Origin of the sequence: Agrobacterium sp. BT-220-3, assembly GCF_025910175.1 — a bacterium.
Classification (GTDB): domain Bacteria; phylum Pseudomonadota; class Alphaproteobacteria; order Rhizobiales; family Rhizobiaceae; genus Agrobacterium; species Agrobacterium oryzihabitans.
The window spans coordinates 81,257-95,747 of record NZ_JAPAIX010000001.1 but is presented as its reverse complement, the minus strand read 5'-3'; the positions used below and the strand labels follow the sequence as shown (position 1 = coordinate 95,747).

Here is a 14,491-nt window from a genome sequence, read left to right as displayed (position 1 = left end):
TACCCCTCTTAGCGCCTTGTTCTGCCGTCATATTGTTTCACGGTTTCGCCGCCGAAAATCAACCGCTGCGGATCCCGGTCGATATTGGTGATGGCATTGTTCAGATTGTCGACGGTCACCCGCGTGCTGCCGATCAGCGCCTGGAAATCCTTCAGGCCCGAGCTGGAGAAACGGGTCAGGTTGTCGGCAATCGGCCCGATGCGGGCATTGAGATTGTCGGCCACGGCCTTGAACGATGTGAGCGTTTCACGCGCCTTGGCAAACAGCGAATTGGCGTCATCGGTGCCGAGCATGCCGTCCACCTTGGCGAGAATGCCGTCGACGCGGCTGGAGGCAAGGTTCAGCTTGCGGCCCATATCGGTGAAGTCGGAAACCGCCTGATCGATATCGGCGCGGCGGGCACCGACGTCATCGGCGATCCGTTTGAAGTTCGCCACAGCGTCACGCGCATCGGCGGTCGCCGCGGAAACATCCCCCACCACAGTGCTGACCTTGGCGGGGTCGACGGAGGCCAGAAGCTCATCCGCGCGCTTCACCACGGTCTGCACTTCGGTGCTCGCCGCCTCGAAATTGCGCGCCGTGCTCTGCACCGTTTCCATGATGCCCTGAATATCGCTGGAAGCGGAAGCAACATCCTTCGTCACCTTGTCGACATTCGACAGGATGGAATCGATCTTGCCGGCATCCACGGCCTTCACCAGATCCTCGATGGCCGTCAGCGTGCCGTCGAGGCGCACGGAGACCGATTGCACGGTGGTGGAAAGCGAGCTGAGGCTTGCAATGAAATTCTTGATGCCGTCGGAATTCGCCGCCAGCGCATCGGAGAATTTCTCGGCATTGCGCACCGTCTGCGTCAGCGGGCCACGCGCATCCTGCACGAAGCCCTGCAATTCGCCGATGGCGCCATCGGCACGCTTCAGAATCTTGTCGGCGGTGGCAAGAAGGTTGGTGACGCTGGAAAGGTCGGCCGTCAGCTCGGCGGGAACGCCGCTTTCGACAGCCTTCTGCAGAATGCGCTCGCCATCCTTGTTGCCGCCGGAAAGCTCGATATAGGCAGCGCCCGTCAGGCCCTGAATTTCAAGCACGGCGCGAGTGGACGGGAAAACCGGGGCATCGGCCTGCACCTCGGTGAATGCGATGGAATAGGCCGGGTCGTCGCGGTCGATGGCAAGGCCGCGCACGGTGCCGACAGGAATGCCGTTGAAACGCACCGGAGAGCCGACGGAAAGACCGTTTGCGGAGCCGGGAATACGCACGACAAGCTGCGCCGTCGGACCACCACGGCCGAATTCCGCCATCCAGTAAACGAAGCCGAATGCGGCGGCGATCACGATCAGCGTGAAAATTCCGACTATGGTGTAGTTCGCCTTGGTTTCCATGCTTCTTGTTACTCCACCGGATTTTCGTGTCTGCCGTCCGGAAGAACGACAGAGCGCGCCCGTTTGCCGCGGAAATAGGACTGCACCCATGGGTCGTCACAGGCAAACATGTCCTGCAATGTCCCTTCCACCAGCACCTTCTTCTGGCCGAGAACCGCGATGCGGTCACAGACGGAGAACAGGCTGTCGAGGTCGTGCGTCACCATATAGACGGTCAGGCCGAGCGAATCGCGCAAGCGCGCGATCAGCATATCAAATTCCGCCGCCCCGATGGGATCGAGGCCGGATGTCGGCTCATCGAGGAAAACGAGGTCGGGATCAAGCGAGAGTGCGCGCGCAAGCGCCGCGCGCTTGATCATGCCGCCGGAAAGCTCGGACGGGTATTTATCGCCCGCATCCGGTTTCAGCCCCACCATCTCGATCTTGAGATAGGCAAGCTCATCCATGAGCTTTTTCGGCAGGTCCAGATATTCGCGCATCGGCAGCTGGATGTTTTCCTTCACCGTCAGGCCGGAAAACAGCGCCCCCTGCTGGAACAGCACGCCAAGACGCTGGTCGAGCATCATGCGGTCGTCTTCACTCGCCTTGTCGTAATCCTTGCCGAGAATGCGGATCGCACCCGCCTGCCGCGGCAGGAGCCGCAAAATCGCACGCATCAAGACGGATTTGCCCGCCCCGGATGGGCCGATGAAGCCCAGGATTTCGCCGCGATAAACATCCAGATCAAGGTCTTCGAGCACATTCCGACCGTTGAAACCGACGGTCACGCCCTCGACGGAAAGCACCACCTCGCGGCCGTCTTTTCCGGTTTTGGTCTCATGCGGTTTCTGGTCCAGGGTTTCCAACGCGCCCTCCTTAAAAATCGATGGCTGCGTAGAAGATGGCGAAAAGACCATCCACCAGAATGACGACGAAGATCGACTTCACCACCGAGGAGGTGACGTGCTGACCAAGCGATTCCGCCGAACCGCCCACCTTCATGCCCTCCACCGCCGCAACGATGCCGATGATGAGCGCCATGAACGGCGCCTTGATCATGCCGGCGGCAATGGTCGATTCCTCGACAGCGCCGTGCAGGCGCGACAGGAACACTTCGAAAGTGATGCCGGAATAGAGCAACGCCACGATAGCAGCACCGAAAAGGGCTGCAAAATTGGCAAGAATGGTCAAGAGCGGCAGCGCGATAGTCAGCGCCACCAGCCGCGGAAACACCAGCACGCCGACCGGGTTGAGACCGATCACCTTCAGCGCGTCGATCTCCTCGCGCATCTTCATCGAGCCGATTTCCGCCGTGATCGCGCTGCCGGACCGGCCGGCGATCATAATCGCGGTCAGCAGAACGCCGATTTCGCGCAATTGCAGAATGCCGACCAGATCGACGACGAAGACTTCCGCACCGAAATATCTGAGCTGGAACGCGCCCTGCTGGGCAATGATCGCGCCTATCAGGAACGACATCAGCATGATGATCGGCACGGCGCGCACGCCCATATGGTCGATCTGGTTGACGATCGCCGCAGGCGACACGCCTCGGCCGCGACCGAGCTTCATTTGCGCGCCGCGCACGGCGGAGCCGAGAATATACATGCCGGCGAGGAAATCCGCGCCGTTCTGAACCACGGCCTGGCCGATCGGCGCGAAAATACGCTCCACCAGCCCCGGCCTGGCGACGGGCTCGGCCTCCATCTCCGCCTTGTCAGGCAATTGGCCGATGACGTCTTCGATCCGGTCGTTGCCGGTCAGCGTAACGGTTGCGCCGTTTGCCTCAAGGTCCCTGCGCAGACGCTGGATAATCCACGCGCCTGTCGTGTCGATGGCCTCCACGGAGGAAAGATCGATGTCCACGGGGCCGGCAGGTTTGCTTTTTTCAATCCTGTCGAGGCTCTCGAAAATGCCGGAAAGATTGCTGTTGCGCCAGGAGCCGGTCATGACATAGCGCGAGCCGCCGCCGGAGACGCTGTCGTCCTCGGTGATTGCGGCCGGGTTCGCCTGTTGCCGTGTGTCCTGTTCTTGCATAATGCTCCGAGCGAGTGCAGCCGTCACGAGATTCTTAAAGGTTTCATAACGTTTCGGTCTCCGGCAAGCCACAGTGACGGCCGACAATTCGTGATAAATTTGGCGTCATGTGTCTTTTGTCGCCCAATCGGAAGTGAAAAAACATGCCCCGTTACCTGCAAGCCACAACACAACGCTTCCCCGTCGCCGGCAGCTTCACCATTTCGCGCGGCACCCGCACGCATGCGGATGTCGTAACGTGCTCCATCCGCGATGGTTCCTTCACCGGCCATGGCGAATGTGTGCCCTATCCGCGTTATGGTGAAAGCATCGACGGCGTCATTGCCGATATCGAGGCTATTGCGGAGCAGATCGCCGACGGCCTGACACGGCAGGAACTCCAGCAGGCGATGCAACCGGGCGCCGCCCGCAATGCCGTCGATTGCGCGCTGTGGGATCTCGAGGCCAAGATCAGCGGTAAAAGCGCTGCCGAGCGCATCCTCGGACGGGCTGCAGAACCGCTCGTCACCGCCTACACCATCTCGCTGGCCGACCCCGAGACCATGGCCGCGAAAACGGCGGAAAATGCAGGCCGCCCGCTGCTGAAGATCAAGACCGGCACGGCGGACGACGAAGCGCGCCTGCGCGCCGTGCGTGCCGCAGCCCCGCAAGCGCGCATCATCATCGACGCCAATGAGGGCTGGAATGATTATAATATCGAATATTATCTGAGGCTTGCGGCGGAACTGAAGATATCGCTGATCGAACAGCCGCTTCCCGCCGGCAAGGACGCCATCCTCGCCCGCATTGACCATCCGGTGCTGATCTGCGCCGACGAAAGCGTGCATTCCACCCGCGACCTCGCAGGCCTGCGCGACCGTTACGATGCGATCAACATCAAGCTCGACAAGACCGGCGGGCTGACCGAAGCGCTCGTCATGAAGGCGGAAGCGGAGCGCCTCGGTTTCACCATCATGGTCGGCTGCATGCTCGGCACCTCGCTCGGCATGGCGCCTGCGGTGCTGGCGGCGCAGGATACAGCCTTTGCCGATCTCGACGGGCCGCTGCTGCTGGCTGAGGACCGTGAGCCCGGTCTGGTTTATGAGGGTTTGCTGGTTTATCCCGCACGGCCGGAATTGTGGGGTTAAGTCGTGGATATTGGAAGCAGTGAGACAAGGTGATCCACAACGTCGCCCCTTGTTTCTTCTCCCCGCCGGGGAGAAGGTGGCCCGAAGGGTCGGATGAGGGGGAGAGGTCAACGATGGGCCGAGAGCAAGCCCCCTCATCCCGCTGCCGCGACCTTCTCCCCGGCGGGGAGAAGACGAAAGACGCACCCGCTCGCCTTAAATGACGGAAGGGCTCATCTATGAGGAAGGCGTGGTTATCCGGCCCCGCCGGAATTGCGGTAGTATCGCTCAGGCACCGCAAGCCAAGGCGGCATCTTCCGCGTGCCTCACCCAAAGAGTCACAGGGAAGATTGTAGAACCTCTCCTCCGTCATGCCGGACCTGATCCGGCATCGAGCCAAGGCGTGCCTGCGCGGTGAGAGGAGTCTTACGCGATCAAAGACTTGATCGCACTGGATCCCGGCTCAAGGCCGGGATGACGGTGTGCGGATATTTATTGCCACTCATGGCAGGCGGTATTCCATCCGAGCCTAACGTCAGCGCCCGTCAAACGCCCCCAATTCAGGCCGCGTGCTTTCCAATCAGCCCCGGAATATTCACCGGTTCCATCTCGTCCGAAGCATGTTCGGCGGTGACATCGCTCGTCTGCATCCAGGTGATCAGCTCAAAGCTGCCATCGGCATTTTCGGCAATCGCCGTGCAGCTTTCCACCCAGTCGCCGGTGTTGATGTAACGAATGCCGTCCATGTCTTCCATGACAGCATGGTGAATGTGCCCACAGATGACGCCGTCGACATTGTTGCGGCGTGCCTCGTCGGCGACCACGCGCTGGAATTCGCCGATGAAGTTGACGGCGTGCTTCACCTGCAGCTTGGCCCAGGCCGAGAATGACCAGTAAGGCAGGCCGATGCGGCGGCGCACGGCGGCAATGGCGATGTTGATCGCAATCGCCGCGTCATACGCCCAGTCTCCGAGATAGGCGAGAAGGCGGGCGTTGCGCACCACCACGTCGAACTCGTCGCCATGGATGACCAGATATTTCTTGCCGTCGGCAGCCTCGTGGATCACGCGCTCGGCCACTTCGATGCCGCCGAAATGCATGCCCGGAAATTCCCGCAGGAATTCGTCGTGGTTGCCAGGAATATAAACGATGCGCGTGCCCTTGCGGGCCTTGCGCAGGATTTTCTGCACCACGTCGTTGCAGCCCTGCGGCCAGTACCAGCTGCGGCGCAGGCGCCAGCCATCGACGATGTCGCCGACCAGAATGATCGTCTCGGCCTCGTGATATTTCAGGAAGTCGAGCAGATAATCCGTCTTGGCCGCCTTGGACCCAAGATGGACATCCGAAATGAAAAGCGTTCTGAACTGTCTGGTTTCGATTTGACCGGCCACGGATTTCATCCCCCTGTTCGGTTGCGTCCCTGCGGCTTTCTTACCTCTCAGAACCAGACTCGTGTTTCAGCAACATGACAGACGTCGGATTTTATATGAAATATGACGAATGGCTTCACGAAAACGCGAATAAGTCATGCCTGTATTTGCATGAATGCGCGGCAAATAACGGCTGTACCACGGGGAAGTTTGTTGTATTCAGGGGGCCGGAATGAAACCAGATATGACGGTGGAAGAATGACCTCTCACGATAAGAACAATACGCCCGCCAACACGGCAAAGGCCGACATCGAGGAACAGGCGCTCTTTTTCCACCGCTATCCGCGTCCCGGAAAGCTGGAAATCCAGGCCACCAAACCGCTCGGCAACCAGCGTGACCTGGCGCTCGCCTATTCGCCGGGCGTTGCCGCCCCCTGCCTCGCCATCCATGAAAATCCTGAGATGGCGGCGGAATACACCGCCCGTGCCAATCTTGTCGCGGTCATTTCCAACGGCACGGCGGTGCTTGGTCTTGGCAATATCGGCCCGCTTGCCTCCAAGCCGGTCATGGAAGGCAAGGCCGTCCTCTTCAAGAAATTCGCCGGCATCGACGTCTTCGACATCGAGATCGACGCACCCGGCATCAATGACATGGTCTCCACCATCGCGGCGCTGGAACCCACCTTCGGCGGCATCAACCTTGAGGACATCAAGGCGCCGGAATGTTTCGAGGTGGAACGCCAGCTGCGCGAAAAGATGAACATCCCCGTCTTCCACGACGATCAGCACGGCACGGCGATCATCGTCGCCGCCGCCGTCACCAATGCGCTGGAACTCGCCGGAAAATCGCTCTCGAGCGTCAAGATCGTCGCCTCGGGTGCAGGTGCGGCAGCCCTTGCCTGCCTCAACCTTCTCGTCGCCATGGGCGCGAAGAAAGAAAACATCTGGGTCCACGACATTGAAGGCCTCGTTTATGACGGCCGCAACACGCTGATGGACGAGTGGAAGGAAGTTTACGCCCAGAAGACCGACAAGCGCGTCCTGGCCGAAACCATTGACGGCGCCGATGTCTTCCTCGGCCTTTCCGCCGCCGGCGTCCTGAAGCCGGAACTGCTGGAGCGCATGGCGGAAAATCCGCTGATCCTCGCGCTTGCCAACCCCAACCCGGAAATCATGCCGGAGGCGGCGCGTGCGGCCCGGCCGGATGCGATGATCTGCACCGGCCGTTCGGACTTCCCGAACCAGGTCAACAACGTTCTCTGCTTCCCCTATATCTTCCGCGGCGCGCTGGATTGCGGCGCAACCACGATCAACGAGGAAATGAAGATGGCCGCCGTGCAGGCCATCGCCGAGCTTGCCCGTGAGGAAGTTTCCGAAGTCGCGGCAAAAGCCTATAGCGGTGAAACGCCGATTTTCGGCCCGAACTACCTCATTCCCTCGCCCTTCGATCCGCGCCTCATCCTGCGCATCGCCCCGGCGGTTGCCCGCGCGGCTGCGGCAAGCGGCGTCGCCGCCCGGCCGATCACCGATTTCGAAGCCTATCTCGACCAGCTGAACCGTTTCGTCTGGCGCTCCGGCTTCATCATGAAGCCGGTCTTCAATGCTGCCAAGGCCGCCGAAAAGAAGCGCATCATCTTTGCCGAAGGCGAAGACGAGCGCGTGCTGCGCGCAGCCCAGGTGCTGCTGGAAGAAGGCACCGGCATTCCGATCCTCATCGGCCGTCCGCAGATCATCGAAACACGCCTGAAGCGCTTTGGCCTGCGCATCCGTCCGCATACGGATTTCGCCGTGGTCAATCCGGAAGACGATCCGCGCTACCGCGATTACGTGGATGATTATTTCGCCCTCGTCGGTCGCGCCGGCATCAACCCGGAAGCGGCCCGTACCATCGTGCGTACCAACTCCACCGTCATCGGCGCGCTTGCGGTGAAGCGCAATGAGGCGGATGCGCTGATCTGCGGCCTCGAAGGCCGTTATGACCGCCACCTGCGCGACGTGAACCAGATCATCGGCAAGCAGGAAGGCGTGCGTTCCTTCGCCGGCCTCAGCCTGCTCATCACCCAGCAGGGTGCGCTGTTCCTCACCGACACTTTCGTCAATTACGATCCGACATCCGAGGAAGTGGCTGAAATGGCCATTCTCGCGGCCAAGGAAATCCGCCGCTTCGGCATCACGCCGAAGATCGCGCTCGCCAGCCATTCCAATTTCGGCTCGCGCGATTCCGAAAGCGCCCGCAAGATGCGCCGCGCCCTGAAGATCGTGCAGGAAGCCGCACCGGAACTGGAAGTGGACGGCGAAATGCAGGGCGGCTCGGCGCTTTCGGAAGCGCTTCGCAAGCGCGCCATGCCGAACAGCGTGCTGACCGGCGAGGCGAACCTCTTGGTCTTCCCGAACCTCGATGCCGCCAACATCACCCTCGGCGTCACCCGCACCCTGACGGAAGGCCTGCATGTCGGCCCGATCCTGCTCGGCACGGCCCTGCCCGCCCATATCCTGTCGCCCAGCGTCACCTCGCGCGGCGTGGTCAACATGGCGGCCTTTGCCGTGGTGCAGGCATCGCATCCTTCGGTGTGATGCGGGCCGCATTAACGCAATTTTGAACATGCTGTTGCCGCATTGCGGCAACAGCTTATGTTATCTTCCTGAAACACGGATTTCGTGAAGTATAACGCCCCTGCCACCGGCCGGGGACATCGAACGGATCGAACAATTGACCCGGCGCCAAAGCCGCATCATCGGCCTCCTGCTTCCCCTCGTCTTCATCACTCCGGCCGCCACTTTTGCGGATCAGGTCTGTGACACTCTCTATGCGCAATTGCGCGAGCCGCCGCGCGTCATCGGCAACACGGCCGAGGTGCGCCGCTATGCCAATGCGCTCACCCGCCAGAACATAGAAATCCGCAGGATCAAGAACGATCTGCGCCGGTACGGCTGCTCGTCAGGCAGCGTCATCGTTTATGGCAGCCCCAATGCCGGGCTCTGCGCCGAGATCGGCGATGCCCTGGTCGATGCGCAGAGCGAGCGCGACGCCATCATCCGCGACCGTGACGATGCGATGGCAGCGCAGCGCAGCGACGACGGCGACATCAGACGCCAGCGCATTCTCGCCGCACTCGACGCCAATGGCTGCAGCCCCCTCCCGGAAACGGAAGCACAGCTGCCGCCGGCTCCGGATGTCACCCGCTACCCCGATGCCTTTCGCCAGCAGGAAAATCAGCCGGGACAGGCCGGGCTTTCGCCCTATCCCGGCTCCGCCGGGGAAAGTGGGCTTAGAACCCTCTGCGTGCGCACCTGCGACGGCTCGTTTTTCCCCATTGCCGCCAATGCCTCGCCGCTTGATTTTCGCGCCCAGGCCGAGCAATGCCAGAAAATGTGTCCCGGCACGCAAACCGAGCTATATTTCCATTCCATGACGGATCAGGAAACATCCGACATGGTCTCGGCCGAAACCGGAAAACCCTATAAGGACCTGCCAACCGCCTTTGCCTATAAAAATGCCTCGGCAAAGGCACCGGGCTGTGCCTGCAACATGGCCGCCTATCACGACGAGATGCAGAAGCAGGAGGCCGCCACACGGCCGGAGGCTGAAAAACCCTATTCTGGCATCACCACTATCCCATCACCACAAGGTGACAAGCCAGAAAAACCGACCGAGCCGCAACAGGCCGCAAAGCCGCCGGAACAACCGGTACCGGAACGGGACTACGATCCAAACAACAGCAAGGTCCGTGTCATCGGCCCGAAATTCCTGCCCGATCAGACTGGTCGGATCGACCTGAAGAACCCCGCGCTGAAGGGCATACAGCCGCAACAATAGCGTGCTGTAGGGCCTCCCCCCTTAGGGCGGTCAGTTATGGAGCGAGCGCGTGCAGCTTGTCTCTTCTCCCCGACGGGGAGAAGAAACAGGCGGCAACGCTTTGCCTCTCACAGGCGAGCCCCCGCCTCCCTTTACCGCCCGCCCCACCGGTTACGAAACACCAGTTCCTCCAGCGGCAGGCGCTGACGCCAGCCCTTCACCGCCAGTTCCGGCTCGGTGTAAAGCTCATCGACGCGGCCGAGGCATAGCCAGGCGACGATTTCGATATGGTCGGGGATTTCCAGAATGGCGCAAATATCGCTGTCGTGGAAAATGCTGACCCAGCCGACGCCGATGCCTTCGGCGCGGGCCGCCAGCCAGAGGTTCTGGATGGCGCAGACGGTCGAATAGACATCCGTGCGCGGATTGTGGGTGCGGCCCAGCACCACCTTGCCGCCACGCGTCGGATCGCAAGTGACGCAGATGCTGAGCGGCGCCTTGCGAATGCCCTCGAGCTTCAGGCTGCTATAAAGCGCCTGCTGCTCGCCTTCAAACATCGCCGCCGCCTCCTCATTGGCGCGGCGGAACGCCACCCAGGCCGCCTGTCTGACCGCGCCGTCGGTCACAAGCGTGAAATTCCACGGCTGCATGAAGCCGACCGAGGGGGCGGAATGCGCCGCCTTCAGCAAACGCTCCACCACATCATCCGGCAGCGGATCGGGCAGGAACTGATCGCGCACATCGCGGCGGGTTTCTATGGCACGGTAAATCGCCTCGCGCTCGGCGCTGGAAAACGGGCGGGCAGGCGAAAGCGCGTCATCTGACGGGTTGCGCGCAGACGGATCGATCGGCATCGTTTATCCCCAACAATGCGAAGGCCGGATGAAACACCCTGCCTTTTTCAACAACCTGCCGCCGTCCGCGCGGTGCGGTCTATCCTGTCAGGCCGGTCTTCTGACTAGGCTTCATCCGCCCCTCTCGCCTTCCCGAATAACTTCAGTGGCATTAAGAAAAAGGGCATCCACCTCACAGCGTTGGGCACGTTCCGGTCTTTCACCGGATTCCCGATTCTCCCGCCATAAACGGCGGGCACCTGACAAAAGAGCTATGGGCAAGAAACCTTGCCAATGCAAGCATCCTGCGGGATAGCGCGACAATGTGTCCGCAGCACACACCTCCGTCATACCGGCCTTGAGCCGGTATCCAGCCAGCCCAAGTCCTTGGGTTAAGACGAGTCTTTTCACCGCGCAGACACGCGTCTACTGGAGTCCGGCTCAAGGCCGGAATGACGGGTCCTCCTTTACCGCATCACTCCACGGGGAAATAACGCACATACGCAAACTCATCCCCATCCGGTGACCAGTTGGGTGAATTCATCGTTCCCTGCCCGCCAAACAGCTCGAACAGCGTCTCCACATTGCCGCCATCCATGTCCATCAACCGCACGCGCACATCAAGATCGCGCGGGTGGTCGAAGACATCGGCGTCGTAGGAGACGAAGACCACCTTGTCACCCCTGGGGGACGGGTGCGGGAACCAGTCGCCATAAGCGCTGTCGGTGATGCGCTCGACGCTGGAGCCATCCACCCGCACGCGCCAGATCTGCATCAGCCCGGTGCGGCTGGAATTGAAATAGATCCATCCGCCATCCGGCGAATAATCCGGCCCGTCATTACGGCCCTCACCATGGGTAAGGCGCGTTTCAACACCGCTGTCTATATCCATGGAATAGATATCGAAAACCTGATCGCGAATGCCGCAATAGGCAAAGCTTTTCCCATCCGGCGACCAGCCATGCCAATAGGACGGAAGGTTCCTTGTCATCAGCCGCGGCGTGCCGCCCGTCGATGGCAAAAGGTAGATGGCGCTCTTGCCGAATTCCACCTTGTCTGAAATGGCATAGAGCGAACCATCAGGCGAAATGCCGTGGTCGTTGTTGCAGAGCGTGGCAAAGCCGGTATCGACTTTCTCCGGCGCAGCATCACCGGCAAGAGACAGGCGATAGAGCAGCCCTTCGGCGTTCAACAGCAGATATCTGCCGTCCGGCGACCAGTTCGGCGCCTCGAACAGCTCGGATGTCTGCCACACCACCCGCATCTGCCGGGTGCGGATGTTGAAGATTTCGATTGAGCTGCGCATGCTGCCTCCCGGGCCTGTCGATAGTCTGGATCGGAACGGCGCGACGCAGATATTCCATTTGCATCCGCCACCACCGTGATTATGATCCTAGGGCCGCAGGCACCGTCCTGCAAATTCAAATCGGAAAAAACGCCAGCGCTCCGGCACCGCCCGCACCGCTTCCCGTTTCTCCCAGATCCGAGGTTCCGCGATGAATACCATCGCCGATCACGGCATCCGGTTCGGCCGGATCGCCGCAATGCTTCCTGTCAAGAATATCGAAAAAGCCCGTGATTTTTATGTCGGCGTGCTGGGTTTCGAAAAGACCTTCGAAAACGGCAATCCCGTCGGTTTCATGATCCTGAAACAGGGCAATGCCGAGCTGCACCTGACATTGCAGCCCACGCACAAGCCGGCACCCTTCAATGTCGCGCATATGCTGGTGAGCGACGTCGACGCGCTGCACGCGCTTTGCAAGAGCCAAGGGCTTCGCATCATCAAGGGCCTGCAGGACAAGGATTATGGCCTGCGTGCCTTCGTTTTCGAAGACCCGGATGGCAACCGCATCGATGTGGGGCAGGTCATTTAAGGTGAGTGAGCGGCGCGGGGTTTTCTCCGCGCCGTTGATAGGCCGTCAAAAGGCTCCTCACACGCAACGTCATCCTCGGGCTTGCCCCGAGGATCCACCGTTCCAACCGCGTGTGGATCCTCGCCTCAAGGGCGAGGATGACGGAGTAAGGGAATTAAACGCACCTTCCAAAACCAACGGCACGGCTCCTCCGCACCGCCAATCAATCACCGATCCCGAAACCGGTTGGTAATCGGATAACGCCGGTCACGGCCGAAATTCTTCTTGGTGATCTTCACGCCCGGCGCCGATTGCCGGCGCTTGTATTCGGCGAGATAGAGCAGATGCTCCACCCGGTGTACCGTCGCCACGTCATGGCCGCGCGCCAGAATCTCCTCAACCGACATTTCCTTCTCGACGAGGCACTCCAGAATGTCATCCAGCACCGGATAGGGTGGCAGCGAATCCTGGTCGGTCTGGTTGGGACGCAATTCGGCCGACGGCGCCTTGGAGATGATGTTGGCGGGGATCACCTCACCCGAAGGCCCGAGCGCACCCGGCGGCACATGGCCGTTGCGCCAGGCGGAAATGGCGTAGACCTGCATCTTATAGAGGTCCTTGATGGGATTGAAACCGCCATTCATGTCGCCGTAGAGCGTGGCATAACCCACCGACATTTCCGACTTGTTGCCCGTCGTCACCACCATCGAGCCGAACTTGTTCGAGACGGCCATCAAAATGGTGCCGCGTGTGCGGCTTTGCAGGTTTTCCTCGGTAATGCCCTCTTCGGTGCCCTCGAAAAGATCTGACAGTGCCGAGAGGAAACCTTCCACGGGCTCGACGATCGGCACGATATCGTAACGGCAGCCAAGCGCTTTCGCACAATCGGCCGCGTCCTTCAGCGATTCCTCCGAAGTATAACGGTAAGGCAGCATGATGCAGCGCACCCGCTCCTCGCCCAGCGCATCAACCGCAAGGGCCGCACAGATCGCCGAATCGATGCCGCCAGAGAGGCCGAGAACCACGCTCTTGAAGCCGTTCTTGTTGACGTAATCGCGAAAGCCCAGCATGCAGGCGCGGTAATCCGCTTCCTCGCCTTCGGGAATTTTCGAGAAGGGTCCGCTTTCGCAGCGCCATCCCTCTTCCGTACGTTTCCAGTCGGTGACGGCAAGCGTCGCCTCGAACTGGCTCATCTGGAAGGCAAGCGTCTTGTCGGCATTAAAGCCGAAGCTCGCGCCGTCGAACACCAGCTCATCCTGCCCGCCCAGCTGGTTGGCGAAGACGAGAGGCAGGCCGCTTTCGATAACCTGCCGCAGCGCCACCTGGTGGCGCACGTCGAGCTTGCCGCGATAATAGGGCGAACCATTCGGCACCAGCAGGATTTCCGCGCCGCTTTCGGCGAGCGTTTCGCACACGCCCATCTCGTTCCAGATTTCCTCGCAGATCGGAATGCCGATCCTGACACCCCGGAAATTATAGGGACCGGAGATCGACCCCTCGGCGAAAACACGCTTTTCGTCGAACTCGCCGTAATTCGGCAGGTCGATCTTGTCGCGCAGCGCAATGATCTTGCCGCCATCCAGAATCGCCACGGAATTGTGCCGGCCCGTCTCGCCCTGGCGCGGAAAACCGATGACGATGCCCGGCCCGCCATCGGCAGTCTCCGCTGCCAGTTCTTCCACCGCCTTCAGGCAGGCTTTCAGAAAAGCCGGCTTCAGCACCAGATCTTCCGGCGGATAGCCGGATATGAACAGCTCGGTCAAAAGCAGAAGATCGGCACCCTGCGTTGCCGCATCGGCCCGTGCCTCGCGCGCCTTGGCGAGATTGCCCGCCACGTCGCCAACAGTCGGATTGAACTGCCCGACGGCAATTCTGAGATGGTTCTTGATGTCGTGTCTGTCGCTCATGGCTTTTCAATACCGCGCCCGTGTCCGCTCCGCAACGCGGCAATTGCATGCCGCGCCACCTTCACGTGCCAGCCACAGGGCACATTCGCGCCTTCGGTCCGCATTCACGCTAAGGTTATCGCTGTACCTGCCAGGTTGCGCAAAGTTCATGTCGCGTTCATCGCGCTTATGTGACAGTTACATGACACTTTTGCGACACACGATTCACCTCCCCGGATCGGCCGTGCCGCC

Annotated in this window: 11 protein-coding genes and 1 riboswitch; of the genes, 4 read left to right on the top strand and 7 right to left on the bottom strand. The window is 60.7% G+C overall.

The annotated features are described in order from the left end of the window. Positions 1–8: 8 nt before the first annotated feature. The 3 genes from OK142_RS00470 to OK142_RS00460 are packed head-to-tail and all read right to left on the bottom strand — an operon-like array spanning position 9 to position 3,395. Positions 9–1,379, bottom strand: coding sequence for an MlaD family protein (locus tag OK142_RS00470; RefSeq protein WP_003495770.1), 1,371 nt, complete (start codon positions 1,377–1,379; stop codon positions 9–11). A gap of 8 nt (positions 1,380–1,387) precedes the next feature. Next, on the bottom strand, positions 1,388–2,224 hold the full coding sequence (locus OK142_RS00465) for an ABC transporter ATP-binding protein (RefSeq protein ID WP_003495768.1): 837 nt from the start codon (positions 2,222–2,224) through the stop codon (positions 1,388–1,390). A 10-nt stretch (positions 2,225–2,234) separates the two neighbouring features. Then, complete coding sequence (locus OK142_RS00460) at positions 2,235–3,395, bottom strand: ABC transporter permease (protein WP_003495766.1); 1,161 nt, start codon at positions 3,393–3,395, stop codon at positions 2,235–2,237. 143 nt (positions 3,396–3,538) lie between these two features. Here OK142_RS00460 and dgcA point away from each other — a divergent pair, with 143 nt between their 5' ends. After that, positions 3,539–4,522: an N-acetyl-D-Glu racemase DgcA gene (gene dgcA, locus OK142_RS00455; protein WP_498680676.1), complete on the top strand. Its 984-nt coding sequence runs from the start codon at positions 3,539–3,541 to the stop codon at positions 4,520–4,522. 539 nt (positions 4,523–5,061) lie between these two features. On the opposite strand, the gene OK142_RS00450 is transcribed toward dgcA, so the two are convergent. After that, on the bottom strand, positions 5,062–5,901 hold the full coding sequence (locus tag OK142_RS00450) for a UDP-2,3-diacylglucosamine diphosphatase (RefSeq protein WP_498680675.1): 840 nt from the start codon (positions 5,899–5,901) through the stop codon (positions 5,062–5,064). A 228-nt stretch (positions 5,902–6,129) separates the two neighbouring features. Here OK142_RS00450 and OK142_RS00445 point away from each other — a divergent pair, with 228 nt between their 5' ends. After that, positions 6,130–8,445 (top strand): NADP-dependent malic enzyme, encoded by a 2,316-nt coding sequence (locus OK142_RS00445; RefSeq protein WP_498680674.1) that lies wholly within the window; start codon positions 6,130–6,132, stop codon positions 8,443–8,445. 136 nt (positions 8,446–8,581) lie between these two features. Next, on the top strand, positions 8,582–9,688 hold the full coding sequence (locus OK142_RS00440; protein WP_498680673.1) for a DUF2865 domain-containing protein: 1,107 nt from the start codon (positions 8,582–8,584) through the stop codon (positions 9,686–9,688). A 131-nt stretch (positions 9,689–9,819) separates the two neighbouring features. Here the strand turns inward: OK142_RS00440 and bluB are convergent, their stop codons facing one another. After that, positions 9,820–10,521, bottom strand: coding sequence for a 5,6-dimethylbenzimidazole synthase (gene bluB / locus OK142_RS00435; RefSeq protein ID WP_498680672.1), 702 nt, complete (start codon positions 10,519–10,521; stop codon positions 9,820–9,822). A gap of 73 nt (positions 10,522–10,594) precedes the next feature. Then, positions 10,595–10,779: riboswitch (cobalamin riboswitch) on the bottom strand. Between the two features lie 196 nt (positions 10,780–10,975). Further along, complete coding sequence (locus OK142_RS00430; protein ID WP_003495754.1) at positions 10,976–11,806, bottom strand: TolB family protein; 831 nt, start codon at positions 11,804–11,806, stop codon at positions 10,976–10,978. A gap of 190 nt (positions 11,807–11,996) precedes the next feature. Here OK142_RS00430 and OK142_RS00425 point away from each other — a divergent pair, with 190 nt between their 5' ends. Then, on the top strand, positions 11,997–12,374 hold the full coding sequence (locus OK142_RS00425; RefSeq protein ID WP_137037703.1) for a bleomycin resistance protein: 378 nt from the start codon (positions 11,997–11,999) through the stop codon (positions 12,372–12,374). Positions 12,375–12,580: 206 nt separating this feature from the next. Here OK142_RS00425 and OK142_RS00420 read toward each other — a convergent pair whose 3' ends face one another. After that, positions 12,581–14,260 (bottom strand): NAD+ synthase, encoded by a 1,680-nt coding sequence (locus tag OK142_RS00420; protein WP_498680671.1) that lies wholly within the window; start codon positions 14,258–14,260, stop codon positions 12,581–12,583. Positions 14,261–14,491 lie beyond the last annotated feature (231 nt).